Consider the following 13,835-nt stretch of genomic DNA (forward strand, 5'->3'; position numbering starts at 1 on the left):
GTGACTCCCCGGCTCCGCCCGACCGGCCCCGGCGCAAGCGCCGCGCGTGGCGCCCCGGCCCGTGCCGCCGCTACCGCGGCGGATCTCCCGCCCGCCCGGCCCGGCCGGGCGGTGTCACGAGGAGTCCGCGGGCCTCGCCGGTGAGGCGGGGGGTACGGCGGGGACGAAGTCGTTCTCGATGACGTCCCGGGCGACCTTGATGAGGAGGGTCCGGTGGTGCCGCGCGTGGTGGCGCATGGCTTCGAAGGCGTCGTTGAGACGGATGTGGCGGCGGGCGGCGAGAACGCCTTTGGCCTGCTCCACGATGATGCGGCTCTGCAGCGCGGTGTGGAGCTGCTTGTTGACGGTGTGCTGTTCGTGGATCGTGCCGGCCTGGAGCAGACCGATGGTGGCGGCGTCGGCCAGCGCCTGGGCGAGGGCGAGGTCGTCGGCGCCCAACGGCGTCTCACCGGTGTGCAGGAGCAGCAGGCTGCCGAGACAGTCCTTGCGCAGGCGCATGGGCACGGCCGTGGCGCGGGTGTAGCCGGCGGCCCGGAGCATCTGGGCGAACTGTGGCCACCGCGCCGCCGTCTCGGCCGGGTCCTCGCCCGTGGTGACCGGCTTCCCGGCACGGTGCGCGTCCAGGGCGGGGCCCTCGGACCGGGCGGCCTCCAGCACGTCGCGGAGGGCGGGGCCGGGGTCGCAGGGGGCCGGGCTGTGCAGCCGGGGCGGGGGGTGGTTCAGGAAGACCGCGGCGTCGGTGATGTCCAGGAGTTCCTGGCAGCGGACGGTCATCTGCTGGAGGAAGTCGATGAGGTCGAAGTCCTCCACCAGGGTGTCGGCCAGCTCCACGAAGGTGCGGGCGATGTGCTGTTCCCTGCTCATGCGCGTACTCCTAGGCCCCCCGGTCACCGCCGTGGCGGGCGCCGGGGGGCCGGGTCAGTGATCATCGTGGGGCAGTTCCTGCCGCAGGATGTCGTGGGCGGTGTCGGTCAGGGACCGGCCCGAGGCGTAGGCGCGGGCGCGCAGCCGGTCCAGGGCCTCGGCCAGGGGGATGTTGAGGCGCACGCTCAGGACTCCGGTGGCCTGGTGTACTTCGGCCCGGTGCAGGTCCACCGTGCCCGCGTGGCCCGGGCCGTTGGCGTCGGGCTCGGCCGGCCAGTTGGCCAGGACGTGCTCGGCCAGGACGTCGGCGACCAGCCAGCCCTCGGACACCTGTCGCGCGGTGAGGGGGCCGGTCGTGCGCCGGTACCCGGTCAGGGTGCCCACGGGCACGGCGCCGAGGCGTACCGGCCACACGAACAGGGCGGCGACGCCCAGTTTCACCGCCTCGGGAGCGAACTGCGGCCACTGCCGCGCCAGCAGCTCCCCGAGGTCCGGGATCTGGCGCATCTCCACGGGGTCGTCGAGGCCCAGACCGGGGCCCTGGCCCAGGGTGAACTGCAGGTCCTCCAGACGCTCGCTGGTGGTGTCGCTGAACCACACGAGTTCCTCGTTCACCGTCACGGCGACCCCACCCAGTCCCAGGGCTTCCGCACAGGCGTGCGCCCACGCCTTGCGTCGCGTGTCGTCGGCCCTGCCGGACAGCCTGCCCAGCAGATCCCTCACCGTGGAACCCATGCCTCCACACCGCCTTCGTCAGTGTCCTCACCGCAGGCAGCACGACGGGACGCCGCCGGGCCCGTTCCTGCGGGAACGGGCGTCGCGGCGAGCGGCAGCGCGGACGCCTCCCCCCGGGGCGCAGGGCCGGGCCCGGCATCTGCTCACCCGGCTCAGTACAGCGCACTCCACGAGGGGGAGGGAATACCGCAAACGCGGATCATGGCCGTGGACGTACGCCGAACGCGGACCGCGCCCCGGTGCCCGGCCGGGCGGCTCCCCGGCCCGGCGCACCACCGTCCCGTGCCCGGGGGGCCGGCCGGCGGCGCTCACCCCCGGTCCTCGCGCAGGGTCTCGTGCGGCAGGCGGCCGTACGCGGCACGGTAGGCGGCGGCGAACCGGCCCGGCTGCACGAACCCCCACCGGGCGGCGACGGCCGCGACCTGACCGCGGCCGGGCCGGGCGGCCAGCAGGTCGGCGTGGGCGCGGGCCAGCCGTACCCGGCACAGGTAGCCCGTCGGGGTGGTGTCCAGGTGCCGGCGGAAGGCCTCCTGCAGGCTGCGGATGCTGACGTGCGCGGCCGCGGCGATGTCGGCGACGGTGATCTCCCGGTGCGCGTTGTCCTCGACGAAGGCCACCGCGCGGCGCACCGCGGCCGGCCGGGCGTCGCGGCGGTCGGCGGCGGTGGGCTCGCCCGGCGCGGTGGAGGGGAAGGCGTTCAGCACGGCGGCCGCCAGGAGCTGCGCGGCGGTGGCGACCAGCAGCGGGTGCCGGCTCAACTCCTCGTCCGCGCACACGCCGTCGGCCAGGTAGGCGATGGTGTGCCGCAGGTGCCGGGCCGCGGCCGGGGAGACGGGCCGGTCACCGGCCAGCCGCACCGGTCCGGTCCCGATCCCGCCGGAGTGGACGTTGCCCAGGCGGATCCCGTCGAGCACGGCGGCGTCGTGCCGCATGTCGTAGTCGAACGACAGCCGGTCCACGCCGACCGGCCCCGCGACGTTGCGCGTCACCCGCGCCCGCGTCCGCTCGGCGTCGCCGCCGATCGCCATCCGGGTGCGGGCCCGGCTGAGGAAGTCCTCGGTCGCTTCCAGATCGTCACTGTCGAAACGCAGCGTCTCCACGGTTACCGCCCCTCGGCCCGATGCGCCCATGCCGGATGACCGTCCGTCCGCACCGGCCCGGCGGCGGCGTGCTCGGAACCGTCGGACGCGGGGGCCGGACAGAGAGCGGGGAAGCCCTGGACGGCCGGGGCCGGCAGCCCGCCCCTCTCCTCGGCCGGGCCGGACCGGCGAGCCGTTGACCGTCCGTGTGCTCGCCCGCACCCCCCCGTACTCGCTCAGCGTACGCCCGGGCGGTGCCCGCTCCCAGCGTTGGCCAGGACCGCACCCGCCGCTCGGACAAGCGCGTGGCTGTGGCCGGTGGGTACGCCCCCCGCCGACCCGTACGGCCCCGCCACCGGCGCGTGCCGCCCCGACCGGGGCATCCGCTTTCCACCGGTGCGCGTCCGTGGCGATCGGTACCGCCGGGCGGCGGGGGTATCGGGCATATGCGTTCCGCAGTACGGTGGTAGCCAGCCCGTGGGCGGGTGCCGTCGTTAGCGCGGCAGCGGCCGGCCGACGACCATTCGAGGCCCAAGGAGCCTCGCACGTCAACGGCTGTTACGTGCGGGAGTCTGTGCCCGCGACACCGCCATCGCGCGGTCCTCACGAAGGTTTCTCCTTGGTGCCGCCGCGGTGCGCTGCTCCGGGACACGCTTATGCACGGTGTATTCGCCGATGACCTTCTCGTCATGCTGCCCGCGCCACGGCCGGGCCTGATCCTCCACGGCGAGGTCCTCGCCGCGCACAAGGGCGTGCTGACCAAGGCACTGCTCGACTGCGGCCAGGACCACGACGTGGTGACGCTGGACCTGACCGGGGTGTCCTACCTCTCCAACGCCGCCCTGCAGATCCTCGTCGTCTTCGCCCAGCGCCTGACCCCGCCCCGGCACCTCCTCGTCCGCAGCCCGCGCGCCCTGGACCTCCAGGAGCGCCTGACCCGCCGCGACTGGAACCTCGCCACCTTGCGGGTGGTGCCGGTCTGAGGGTCCCCGGGGCCTGTCCTGTCCCGAGCCGTCCCTTGGCGAGGCGTGTACAGAATCGTTTGTCAAGCCCGTGACCTGGGCGCGCGGTACCGGGGGAACGCACTCGTGTCCACCGTCCAGGGCCCCATGGGAACGGCGTCGCCGAACTTGTAGTGGCGCGGAGCGTCGGCGTACCGGGGTTCGCCGCTCGCGGTGTCCGGCCCGGAGTGGACGGTGACCGTGCCGTTCCGGGGGTCGATGATGACGTACTCGGGGACGCCCATACGGGGGTAGTCGCGGAGCTTGGTGATGTAGTCGTTGCCGGGGTTCGAGGACGAAACCACCTCTACGGCGACGGACACATCGGGGGCGAAGAAGGCGAAGTCGTCGTCCTGCCGCTCGCGGGCTTCACGGCTCATGGCCAAGAGGTCGGCACTACGGCACAGACCGAGCCCCGGGTGGTGCACGCGGTTCTCGACCAGAAGCACCGCGTCGCGATCCTGCGTACGGATCTGAAAGCCGACTTCGAACACGATCTCACCGTGCGGGTTCGAGGGGGACATCATATGGACGGTGATCTCCTGGTTCGCGATGTCAACCCGTACGCGGTCGCCGCGGCGGTCGAGTGCCCCGATGATGTCGTCGGCCATGTCACGGAGTCGGCTGTACGACACGTCCGGGCCGGGTTCGATGGGCTGCGCGCTCACGTGAGTCCCTTCTTGTGGTCCGGCTCAGGTCGACCCGAGCCGAGACACCGGGTCGTGTCCACGAGCCATTGACCCCACCGCGCCTTGTTCCCGTCCACGCAACTGGTAGTAGGCCGCCTGGGGCGTCGGCTCAAGGGGCTGGGCGCTCACCGTGCACCTCCGTCCGGCCGGTCAGGTCCTGAGAGTCACTCCTCAGGCAGCGTACCGCCGGTCTCCCGGGCGAGTGGCGTGTGCACCAGCACCGCCCCGCCCCGTGGTTCCGGGGTCAGGAGGAGCCTCGCCTCGTAGCGGAGCGGGGGGCCGGACTCCGGGTGGAGCAGCAGCGTCCGGGAGGTGAAGTCGCCCACCGAGCGGCAGGCCCACCAGGCGTCGAGGTCCGGGCACGCGGCGCGCAGCAGGGCGGTGACCTCGTGGGCGCGTGCGCCGGGGGGCTCCAGGTCGGCGCGGGTGCGGAAGTGGCGGTAGAGGTCCAGGGCGAGGGGCCGCCAGTCGGGGAGGCGGCGGTGGTGGGCGGGGTCGGCGGCGAGGAGCAGCAGGAGGTTGCGGCGGGGCTCCGGCGTGGCGGCCGGGTCGGGCCACAGCGTCGCGTACGCCTGGTTCCAGGCCAGGACGTCGAAGGCGGGGGAGAGGAGCAGCGCGGGGGTGGTGGGCCAGCCGTCAAGGAGGGGCTGGTGGTCGCGGGCGGCCGTCGGGGCGGTGGGGTCGCTGTGCGGCACGGGCTGGTGGGCCGGGGCGGTGGTCGTGGCGGCCGTCGGGGCCGCGGGCCCGGTGGGCGCGTAGCCCGCCAGGGCGAGGGCGTGGCGGTGGGCCGCCGCGTCCAGGCGCAGGGCGCGGGCCACCGCGTCGAGGACCTGCCGTGAGGTGTCCACGCGGCCCTGCTCCAGCCAGGTGTACTAGGCCACCGAGACACCGGACAGGGCCGCCACCTCCTCGCGGCGCAGCCCGGCCGCGCGGCGCCGGGGCGCCGTGGGGAGGCCCACGTCCGCCGGAGCGAGGCGGTCGCGGTGCGCGCGCAGGAAGCCGCCGAGCTCACGCCGGAGCGCCGCCGCCGGGTCCGTCATCCTGTTACCTCCGCTCACCCCATGAACACCCCTCTGGCCGGGGCCCATTCCCGCCGCGAGGGTGGGGCCATGAGCAACGACACCGAGGCCCGGGCCTCCCGCGACCACGACACCACCGCCCCCACCGTCTGGCGCCGCCGCAACGACTCCTCCGGGCTCACCGAACCCCGCGCGCTCCTGCGCGTCTACACCCCTACCGGCACCCTGGAGTCCGTCACCGCGTCGTACGAGCGGCTGCTCGGCGTGGCGAAGGACATGTGGTTCACGTATCCGGAGAAGGGGCTGCGGCTCGCCGTCGTGGGGAGCTTCCTGCTCGTCGAGGGGGCGCCGGAGGTCCTTGAGCCGTTCCGGGCCACGGACGGGACGCTGGTGGTGGACTCGGCGGCGGCGTACCTGGAGCGGCTGGCCGCCGAGGGGGCCGAGGTGCTCGTCCCGCCGCACGCGGTGCCCACCGGGACCGGGTTCACCGCGCGGCACCGCGACGGGACCGTCGTCGAATACGTCGAACACCGCCCAACTCCCGACGGGAGCTAGGGAAAGCGCACCTTCCGCGCAAACCTCGTGCCCTCTGAACCCACCGTTCCCGTTCGATTACAGTGCTGCCGAGTCGGACGCCGAGGCACGGGAAAGGGGGTTCGGTGAGTGCCGTAGCAGCCACCGGCGTGTGGGGCCGCACCGAACAGCAGGACTTCCGTAGCCGGGTCCGCGGCACCCTGCTCGGGGCCGCCGTGGGTGACGCGCTGGGGGCGCCCGTGGCCGGGATGGGCCTCGCCGAGATCCGCGCCGCGCACGGCGGGGAGGGCCTGACCGAGCCGGTCGCGGCGCACGGCAGGCGGGGCGCCGTCACCGCCGCCACCCAGCTCGCCCTGTTCACCGTCGACGGGCTGATCCGCGCCCAGGTGCGGCGCGACACCGGCGCCTGGCACCCGCCGACCGACCTGCACCGGGCCTACCGGCGCTGGGCCGCCACCCAGCGCGACTGGGGGCCCGACGAGCGGCGTACGGAGGACGGCTGGCTGGCCCGCGAGGAGTGGCTGTACGCGCGCCGCGCCCCCTCCCGCGCCTGCCTCACCGGGCTCGCCGACGACCGCATGGGCACGCTCGACGTGCCCAAGAACCCGGGGGAGCGCGGCCCGGAGGCCGCCGCCCGGTCCGCGCCGTTCGGGCTGCTCGTCGGGTGGGAGCCGCAGCTCGTGCTCCAGCTCGCCGTGGAGTGCGCCGTCCAGACGCACGGCCACCCCGACGCGTACCTCGCCGCGGGCGCGCACGGCCTGCTGGTGCACGGGCTCGCCCGGGGCGAGTCCCTGGACGGCGCCATCCAGCGGTGCCTCGCGCTGCTGGGCGCGCGCCCCGGGCACCAGGCCGTCACCGACGGGCTGCGGCACGCGCTCGGTGCCGTACGGCAGGGGCTGCCGAACGCCGCCCGCGTCGAGGAGCTGACCGGTGACGGGGCGGCGCCGGGCGCGCTGGCCGCCGCCGTGTACTGCGCCCTCGTCGGCGAGGACATCCGGCACGGGCTGCGGCTCGCCGTCAACCACGGCGGGCCCTCCGCGGCGGTGGGCGCGCTGTGCGGGGCGCTGCTCGGCGCGCTGCACGGCGAGACCGAGCTGCCGCCCGGGTGGCTCACCGAGCTGGAGGGCCGCGCCACCGTCCTGGAGCTCGCGGACGACTTCGCCATGGAGATGACGCAGGGGCCCGCGCTGCACAGCCCGGCCGGGGCGGCACCGGGGTGGCTGGCGCGCTACCCCAGGGCCTGACCGGAGCGCCCTGAAGGGGCGCGGGGAACTGCGCGACCAGCCACGGCGATTGCGCGGACGAACGACGTCCTACACCTGGGAGTCCTCCAGGAGCTTGAGGGCCCGAGCCTTCAACTCCGCACTGGCCCGCCGCCAGTCGCCCGCGTGGAACGGCGGGCGCGGGTCGTACTCCACGGCGAGCTGGACCGCCCGCGCGGTGTCGTCGTCGGTGAGCCGCGCCACCAGGTGCAGAGCCATGTCGAGACCGGCCGACACCCCGGCCGCGGTGATGAACTTCCCCGACTCCACGAAGCGTTCCGGTACGTACGTGACGTCGAAGGTCTTCTCCAGGTACTCCGCCGAGGCCCAGTACGTCGTCGCCCTGCGCCCGTCGAGGAGCCCGGCCGCGGCCAGGACGAGGGAGCCCGTGCACACGGACGTGGTTAAGCGGGTGTGCCGGTCCGTGGCGCGGATCCACCTCAGGAGGGTCTGGTTCCCCATCGCGCCGATGGTGCCGCGGTTGCCCGCGCCGGGGACGAGGAGGACGTCCAGGCGGCCCGCCTCGGCCAGGCTCCGCTCGGCCACCACGGCCACGTCACCGGTGTCGGTGCGCACCGGGCCGCGCCGCTCGGCGACCATCGTGACGCTCGCGCCCGGCACCCGGGCGAGGATCTCGGCCGGGCCGGTGGGGTCGAGCAGGCTGTAGCCGTCGTACAGGAGGATGCCGATCCGCGGGCCCCGGCCGGTGGGCCGGCCGGGGGCCGCGTGGGCGGTGGGGGCCTGGGCGGTGAGGCCAGCGGTGGCGAGCGCGGCCGTGGCGGCGGTGCCGCGCAGCAGGGTGCGGCGTGCGGTGGGAGGCGTCATGCCTCGGCAGTCTGCTGGGCGGGCCGCCGCCGCGCGGCCGGATGTCCGTAAGGGTGGGGAACACGTCCGCCGGGGAGCCGGTGGCGGGGCCGGGCCGTGGCCGGGCCGGGGTCAGGGGAGCGTCCTGGGGACCGTGGGGTCCACCGGCCCCGGCGGTTCCGCCCGCGGCACGGGCAGCGCCGCCGCCCCCGCCCCGGTGTCCGGCGGGCCGTCCGTGTTGACGCGCTCGATCAGCGCGTCCCGCTCGGGCGTGTCCTCCGGCTTGACGTACCCGACGACGACGTACAGGACCAGGGAGACCGCCAGCGGGACGGAGACCTGGTACTGGAGCGGGACACCGCCGTCCACACTCCAGTGGACGGGGTAGTTGACCAGCCAGAAGGCGAACAGGCCCACGCCCCAGCTCGTGAGCGCCGCCGTCGGGCCGGAGCGGCGGAAGGCGCGCAGCAGGCCCAGCATCATCGGGATGGCGATGGGGCCCATGAGGCCGGCGACCCACTTGATGACGACGGTGACGATGTCCTTGAAGGCGGGTGAGTCGACCTGGGTGGCCACCGCCATGGACAGGGCGAGGAACACCACCGTCGTCAGCCGGGCCGCGATCAGCCCGGCGTGGTCGGTCCACCGCCGGGCCCTCTTCGACAGGACGGGGGCCACGTCGCGGGTGAAGACGGCCGCGATGGCGTTCGCGTCGGAGGAGCACATGGCCATCGTGTGGGAGAAGAAGCCGACGATGACGAGGCCGAGCAGGCCGTGCGGCAGGAGCTGCTCGGTCATCAGGGCGTAGCTGTCCGAGCCGTCGGGCTTCTTCGCGTCCACGAGCAGCGGCGACATCCACATGGGGAAGAACAGCACCAGCGGCCACACCAGCCACAGCACGGCCGACAGCTTCGCGGACCGCGCGGCCTCACGGGCGTCGGCCGTGGCCATGTACCGCTGGGCCTGGTTGAGCATGCCGCCGTTGTACTCGAAGAGCTTGATGAACAGGAACGCGAGCAGGAACACCGTGCCGTACGGGCCGACCAGCGGCTTCTCGTGGCCGTCCAGCTCCGGGCGGTCCCAGACGCCGAGGAAGCCGCCGTGGTCGCCGAGTTCGACGGCCACGGCGACGAACATGGCGACGCCCGCGAGGAGCTGGATGACGAACTGGCCCAGCTCGGTGAGCGCGTCGGCCCACAGGCCGCCGATGGTGCAGTAGACGGCGGTGACCGCGCCGGTGACGAGGATGCCCTGGTTCAGGGAGACCCCCGTGAAGACGGACAGGAGGGTGGCGATCGCCGCCCACTTCGCGCCCACGTCCACGATCTTCAGGAGCATCCCGGACCAGGCGAGCGCCTGCTGGGTGGGCAGGTCGTAGCGGTTCTTCAGGTACTCCAGCGGGGACGCGACGCCCAGGCGCGAGCGCAGCCGGTTGATGCGGGGCGCGAACAGCCGGGCGCCGACGGCGATGCCGAGTGCGATGGGGAAGGACCAGGTGACGAAGGACGTGACGCCGTAGGTGTAGGCGATCCCGGCGTAGCCGGTGAACATCACCGCGCTGTAGCCCGACATGTGGTGCGAGATGCCGGAGAGCCACCAGGGCATCCTGCCGCCGGCGGTGAAGAAGTCGCTGACGTTGTCGACGCGCTTGTGGGACCAGACGCCGATCGCGACCATCACGCCGAAGTACGCGAGGAGGACGGCCCAGTCGAGACCGTTCATGTACGCCCCTTCCAGGGTCCGTCTTGTGAACTCGGTCAACTCCGCTGAACGCGCTGCCCGTTCACCCCGGCGCCGGAGGAGGCCGTGAAGGGCCCGCTCATCGTCGATTCGGCGGCGCGGCACGGACAACCGGCCGCACGGTCAAGAGGAAGCAAAATCGTTCGAGTCGGCGACCTTCATTCACATACGTGACCCATGGGGTGGGGCTCAGCGCATCAGCTCGCCCGCGTTCACGAGCAGCGACTGGCCGGTGATCGACCGGGCCCGGTCCGAGGCGAGGAACACGCACGCGTCCGCCACGTCCCCGTCCGTGGCGAGGTCGGGCAGCGCCATGCGCTCGGTGAGCCGGCGCCTCACCTCGTCCTCCGGCACGCCCTCCGAGCGCGCCGTGAGCGTCACGTACGCCGCCACGGGCGGGCCCCACATCCAGCCGGGCTGCACGGTGTTGACCCGTATGCGGTAGGGCCCCAGCTCGCGCGCCAGGGAGTACATCGCGGAGGTCAGCGCGCCCTTCGAGGCCGCGTACGCCGCCTGCCGCACCTGCGTGGGCGCGGCCACCGAGGACTGCGTGCCGATGAGGACGACCGCGCCGCCGCGCTCCTTGAGGGCGGGCAGGCACGCCCGGGCCATGCGCAGCGAGCCGAGCAGGTTCACGTCGAGGACGCCCGCCCAGGCGGCGAAGTCGGCGTCCTCCAGGCCGCCGAAGTGGCTGTCCCACGCGGCGACCTGCACGAGCGCGTCGATCCTCCCGAAGCGCTCCCGGGCCAGCTCCGCGAGCGCGGCGCACTGCGCCTCGTCGGTGATGTCCGTCGCCAGGTGGGCGGTGCGGCCGCCGCCCGGGTCCACCTCCGCCGCCGCCCTGGCGAGGTTCGCCGCGGTGCGGGCCCCGAGCACGGCGGCGCCGCCCTCGCGCACGACGGCCGCGGCCACCTCGCGGCCGAGCCCGGCGCCGACACCCGAGACGATCACGGTCTTTCCCTGGAGCAGCGACACGGCGCCTCCCGGCTCTGGCCATCTGTCTGACGGGGCGTCAGAGTATGGGCCCGCGCGGAGGAAGGGGAGAGGCATGGGCGAGGACACCCGCACCGAGGCGTACGCGGAGCTGGCCGCCGTCGGGCCCTACGGCGTGCGCCCGGGGCACGCGCTGATCACCATGGTCGAGCCGCACCCGGGCCACGAGCGCGCGTACAACCGGTGGTACGAGGACGACCACTACTACGCGGGCGCCATGGCGATGCCGTGGATGTACGCGGGACGGCGCTGGGTGGCCACCCGGGAGCTCCAGCTCCTGCGCCGGCCGGAGACGTCGGCGGTGGCCCGGCCGGTGACGGCGGGCTGCTACCTGTCGACGTACTGGATCACCGAGGGGCGCTACGACGAGCACATGCGGTGGACCGTCGCCATCAACAAGCGCCTGAACCGCGACGGCCGCGTCCACCAGGCCCGCACCCACGTCTTCACGGCCTTCCACGACCTCGCCGCGACCGTCTACCGCGACGGCGCCGCCGGACCGCGCGACCACCACGCGCTCGACCACCCGTACGCGGGGCTCGTCCTGGAGGTCGTCGACGCCGACGGGCCGGGGGAGCGCGCGGAGCTGCTCGCGTGGCTGCGCGACCGGCACCTGCCCCGGGCGCTCACGGGCTCGCCGGCCGCGCTGGTGGTCGCCTTCCGCCCGACGCCGCTGCCGGGCGACCGGATGACGTACGTGCGGCAGGTGGAGGGCGTGGACACCCGGCTGACGCTGCTGTGGTTCCTGGAGTGCGACCCGCGCGCGTGCTGGCGGGAGCGGTTCGCCGGGCGCGGGGCGGAGGTCGCCGCGTCGGGCCTCGGCCGCGTGGAGCTGCTTGCGCCCTTCGTCCCGACGGTGCCGGGCACGGACCGGTACGTCGACCAGCTCCGGTAGCGCCAGGGCCGGCGGCGGGCAGAGCCGAGCCCCCTCGGCCGGGACGGCGGACCAGTCGAGAGGGCTCATGCGGGTGTGCTGCGGTTGTGCGGTTGTCCCGGCGGGTGCCTGCACGGCGGGTGCCGGTGCGGGCGGGTGCCGGAAGGGATGGCTGCCGAAAGGAGTGGCTGCCGGTGGTGGCACGTATCACCCGTGGTCGTGGGACCCCTCACGGACCTCGGTGACGAAGGCGTTCCACGAATCGGCGGGGAAGGCGAGGACCGGGCCGTCCGCGACCTTCGAGTCCCGCACGGAAATGGCGTGCAGAACGGGGGACTTGACCTCGACGCACGCGCCGTTCCCGGTGGAGTAGGACGACTTGGTCCACGAGGGCGACGCGCCTTGCTGGATTGCCATGTTTGCTCCGTATTGCGCAGTTGTTGAATTCGGAATCCGCGCGGCGGCGGTATCCGCCAACGTTCTTGCTGTTGGCGTGAAAGACGCTACTCGCCAACTACGGGCGGCGGATGGCTCGTTCACTCAACCGGATGGCATATACCAGGGGGGTCTTCCGCCCCGGCGCGGCAACGGTGTACTGTGCGGCGCCTTCCGGGGCTGGAGGGTCCTCGCGGGCGGGTACGGGGTCCGTGCGCCGGGCCGCGCGCGCACCGTTCCACGACGTCAGCGGGCGTAGTCCTTGGCGATGTCGGCGATGAGCTGACGCGATTGCTCCACGTTCAGGGCCTGTGCCCGCAGATGCTCGTACATGACGCTGTACTGCTGGACGTCGTTGGCCTTTTCCAGATACAGGTCGCTGGTGACGCCCTCGATGTAGACGACGCTCGAATCCGACGCGTCCGGAAACTCCAGAATCGCGTACTGGCCATTCAGGCCGGGGTGGGCGCCCATCTCGAAGGGGATGACCTGCACCGTCACGTGCGGCAACTGGGACTGCTCGACCAGGTGCTCCAGTTGCTCGCGCATCAGCGCGCGGTTGCCGACGACGCGGCGCAGCGCGGACTCGTCGAGCACGGTCCACAGCCGCAGCGGGTTCTCCGGGGCGGCGATGCGCTCCTGGCGGCGCATGCGGACCTGGACCCGTTTCTCGATGTCCGTCGGCGTGGTCTCCGGGAGCGCGCCGGTGATCAGCGCCTCCGCGTACGGCCGGGTCTGGAGCAGGCCGGGGACGACCTGCGGGTCGTACACGCGCAGCGACGCGGCGTCGGTCTCCAGGCCGATGTACACGCTGTACGGGATGTCGCCGAAGGAGTGCCACCAGCCCTGCTGCCGGGAGTCCTTGGCCATCTGCATCAGCGAGTCGACGATGCGGTGGTCCTCGACCTCGTACACCCCGCACAGGTCGCGGACGTCGCGCTGGCTGATGGAGCGGCGGCCGTTCTCGAGGCGGCTGATCTTCGACTGCGAGACCAGCAGGCGCTCCGCCACCTCCTCCGCCGTCATGCCCTTGAGCTCACGCAGCCGGCGCAGCTCCTGGCCTAGCCGGCGACGCCTGACGGTGGGATTGACGTTGGACGCCACGGGAAGTGCACCTCCGGCGATATGCCTCTACTTTGCGTGTCTGCTGTGGAGCAGAGTGCCACCAAGGGGCAACTCGGCGCTGGGAAACAGCAGAACGGCGGACATGTGGGGGTGCCGACGCCCCGCGGCGTCGCGTGTGCTGCTCGACGAGCGAGTCGCCTGGGGTGGTCGCGGCCGTGCGGGGCCGGACACCGGTGCGACCGGCGCCCGCGCCCCGCACGGCCCAGCGGCTCCCGTACCGGGTCCGGGGGACGACGGCGCGGCATCGTGCTGGGTGGTGCGTGCTGCTCTCCGCGTGGTGCGGGGGTGGTGCGGGTGGTGCTGGGTGCTGCTGAGCGGTACTGAGTGGTGCGGGTGGTGCTGCGGCGCGCGGCGCGCGGTGCGCTCACCGCGTGGTGCGCGCGTGCGGGTGGTGCGGTGTGCTCACGGCGCGGGCCGGTGGTGCCGACGGCGCCCGGTGGTGCGGGTGGTGCCCGGTGGTGCGGGTGGTGCGGCGTCGTGCGTGGTGCCCACCGTGTGGCGCGGTCGTGCCGGGGACGTGCGGTACGCCGCCGTCGGCCCCCGCGCGCCGTTCGCGGTGCCCGCGCCCGGGCGTACGTGCCGTGCGCGGCCGTGGTTCAGTGCGCCACGGCGCGTGCCATGGCTCCCGCGCCCCGGCGCGGCTGCATCGGGACCCCGCCGGGGTCCGTCGCCGCCGTGCGC

15 protein-coding genes are annotated in these 13,835 nt (G+C 73.8%); 4 read left to right on the forward strand and 11 right to left on the reverse strand.

Annotated features, from left to right (window positions below; genetic code table 11):
• Positions 1 to 114: 114 nt before the first annotated feature.
• From IE330_RS34525 to IE330_RS34535, 3 genes are all read right to left on the reverse strand, one after another.
• The gene (locus IE330_RS34525; RefSeq protein WP_190140130.1) at positions 115 to 864 is read right to left on the reverse strand and encodes an ANTAR domain-containing protein; all 750 of its coding nucleotides are present in this window, start codon (positions 862 to 864) and stop codon (positions 115 to 117) included.
• A gap of 54 nt (positions 865 to 918) precedes the next feature.
• Entirely contained in the window at positions 919 to 1,599 is a 681-nt protein-coding gene (locus tag IE330_RS39795) for an ANTAR domain-containing protein (protein ID WP_190140131.1), read from the reverse strand.
• A gap of 308 nt (positions 1,600 to 1,907) precedes the next feature.
• Positions 1,908 to 2,699 (reverse strand): helix-turn-helix transcriptional regulator, encoded by a 792-nt coding sequence (locus tag IE330_RS34535; RefSeq protein WP_190140132.1) that lies wholly within the window; start codon positions 2,697 to 2,699, stop codon positions 1,908 to 1,910.
• A 635-nt stretch (positions 2,700 to 3,334) separates the two neighbouring features.
• Here IE330_RS34535 and IE330_RS34540 point away from each other — a divergent pair.
• Entirely contained in the window at positions 3,335 to 3,661 is a 327-nt protein-coding gene (locus tag IE330_RS34540; protein WP_190140133.1) for an anti-sigma factor antagonist, read from the forward strand.
• Positions 3,662 to 3,723: 62 nt separating this feature from the next.
• Here the strand turns inward: IE330_RS34540 and IE330_RS34545 are convergent, their stop codons facing one another.
• From IE330_RS34545 to IE330_RS39420, 3 genes are all read right to left on the reverse strand, one after another.
• The gene (locus IE330_RS34545) at positions 3,724 to 4,347 is read right to left on the reverse strand and encodes a Uma2 family endonuclease (RefSeq protein WP_190140134.1); all 624 of its coding nucleotides are present in this window, start codon (positions 4,345 to 4,347) and stop codon (positions 3,724 to 3,726) included.
• A gap of 185 nt (positions 4,348 to 4,532) precedes the next feature.
• Positions 4,533 to 5,216: an MmyB family transcriptional regulator gene (locus IE330_RS39415; RefSeq protein ID WP_268257379.1), complete on the reverse strand. Its 684-nt coding sequence runs from the start codon at positions 5,214 to 5,216 to the stop codon at positions 4,533 to 4,535.
• Positions 5,217 to 5,240: 24 nt separating this feature from the next.
• Positions 5,241 to 5,408 carry a hypothetical protein gene (locus IE330_RS39420; protein WP_229926130.1) on the reverse strand — a complete coding sequence of 56 codons (168 nt, stop codon included), beginning with the start codon at positions 5,406 to 5,408 and terminating at the stop codon, positions 5,241 to 5,243.
• Positions 5,409 to 5,477: 69 nt separating this feature from the next.
• On the opposite strand from IE330_RS39420, the gene IE330_RS34555 reads away from it, so the two are divergent.
• Positions 5,478 to 5,942, forward strand: a complete 465-nt coding sequence (locus tag IE330_RS34555; protein WP_190140135.1) for a VOC family protein — start codon at positions 5,478 to 5,480, stop codon at positions 5,940 to 5,942.
• A gap of 104 nt (positions 5,943 to 6,046) precedes the next feature.
• A complete protein-coding gene (locus IE330_RS34560; RefSeq protein ID WP_229926131.1) occupies positions 6,047 to 7,165 on the forward strand; it encodes an ADP-ribosylglycohydrolase family protein in 1,119 nt (372 codons plus the stop codon).
• A 69-nt stretch (positions 7,166 to 7,234) separates the two neighbouring features.
• Here the strand turns inward: IE330_RS34560 and IE330_RS34565 are convergent, their stop codons facing one another.
• From IE330_RS34565 to IE330_RS34575, 3 genes are all read right to left on the reverse strand, one after another.
• Positions 7,235 to 8,008, reverse strand: a complete 774-nt coding sequence (locus tag IE330_RS34565; RefSeq protein ID WP_190140136.1) for a DJ-1/PfpI family protein — start codon at positions 8,006 to 8,008, stop codon at positions 7,235 to 7,237.
• Between the two features lie 111 nt (positions 8,009 to 8,119).
• Positions 8,120 to 9,709 (reverse strand): sodium:solute symporter family protein, encoded by a 1,590-nt coding sequence (locus IE330_RS34570; RefSeq protein WP_190140137.1) that lies wholly within the window; start codon positions 9,707 to 9,709, stop codon positions 8,120 to 8,122.
• 207 nt (positions 9,710 to 9,916) lie between these two features.
• Entirely contained in the window at positions 9,917 to 10,702 is a 786-nt protein-coding gene (locus IE330_RS34575) for an SDR family oxidoreductase (protein WP_190140138.1), read from the reverse strand.
• Between the two features lie 73 nt (positions 10,703 to 10,775).
• On the opposite strand from IE330_RS34575, the gene IE330_RS34580 reads away from it, so the two are divergent.
• Positions 10,776 to 11,615, forward strand: coding sequence for a hypothetical protein (locus tag IE330_RS34580; protein WP_190140139.1), 840 nt, complete (start codon positions 10,776 to 10,778; stop codon positions 11,613 to 11,615).
• A 186-nt stretch (positions 11,616 to 11,801) separates the two neighbouring features.
• Here IE330_RS34580 and IE330_RS34585 read toward each other — a convergent pair whose 3' ends face one another.
• Positions 11,802 to 12,011, reverse strand: a complete 210-nt coding sequence (locus tag IE330_RS34585; protein ID WP_190140140.1) for a DUF397 domain-containing protein — start codon at positions 12,009 to 12,011, stop codon at positions 11,802 to 11,804.
• 264 nt (positions 12,012 to 12,275) lie between these two features.
• Positions 12,276 to 13,133 carry a helix-turn-helix domain-containing protein gene (locus IE330_RS34590; protein ID WP_190140141.1) on the reverse strand — a complete coding sequence of 286 codons (858 nt, stop codon included), beginning with the start codon at positions 13,131 to 13,133 and terminating at the stop codon, positions 12,276 to 12,278.
• Positions 13,134 to 13,835 lie beyond the last annotated feature (702 nt).

It is taken from the genome of Streptomyces longispororuber (assembly GCF_014656095.1).
Taxonomy (GTDB): domain Bacteria; phylum Actinomycetota; class Actinomycetes; order Streptomycetales; family Streptomycetaceae; genus Streptomyces; species Streptomyces longispororuber.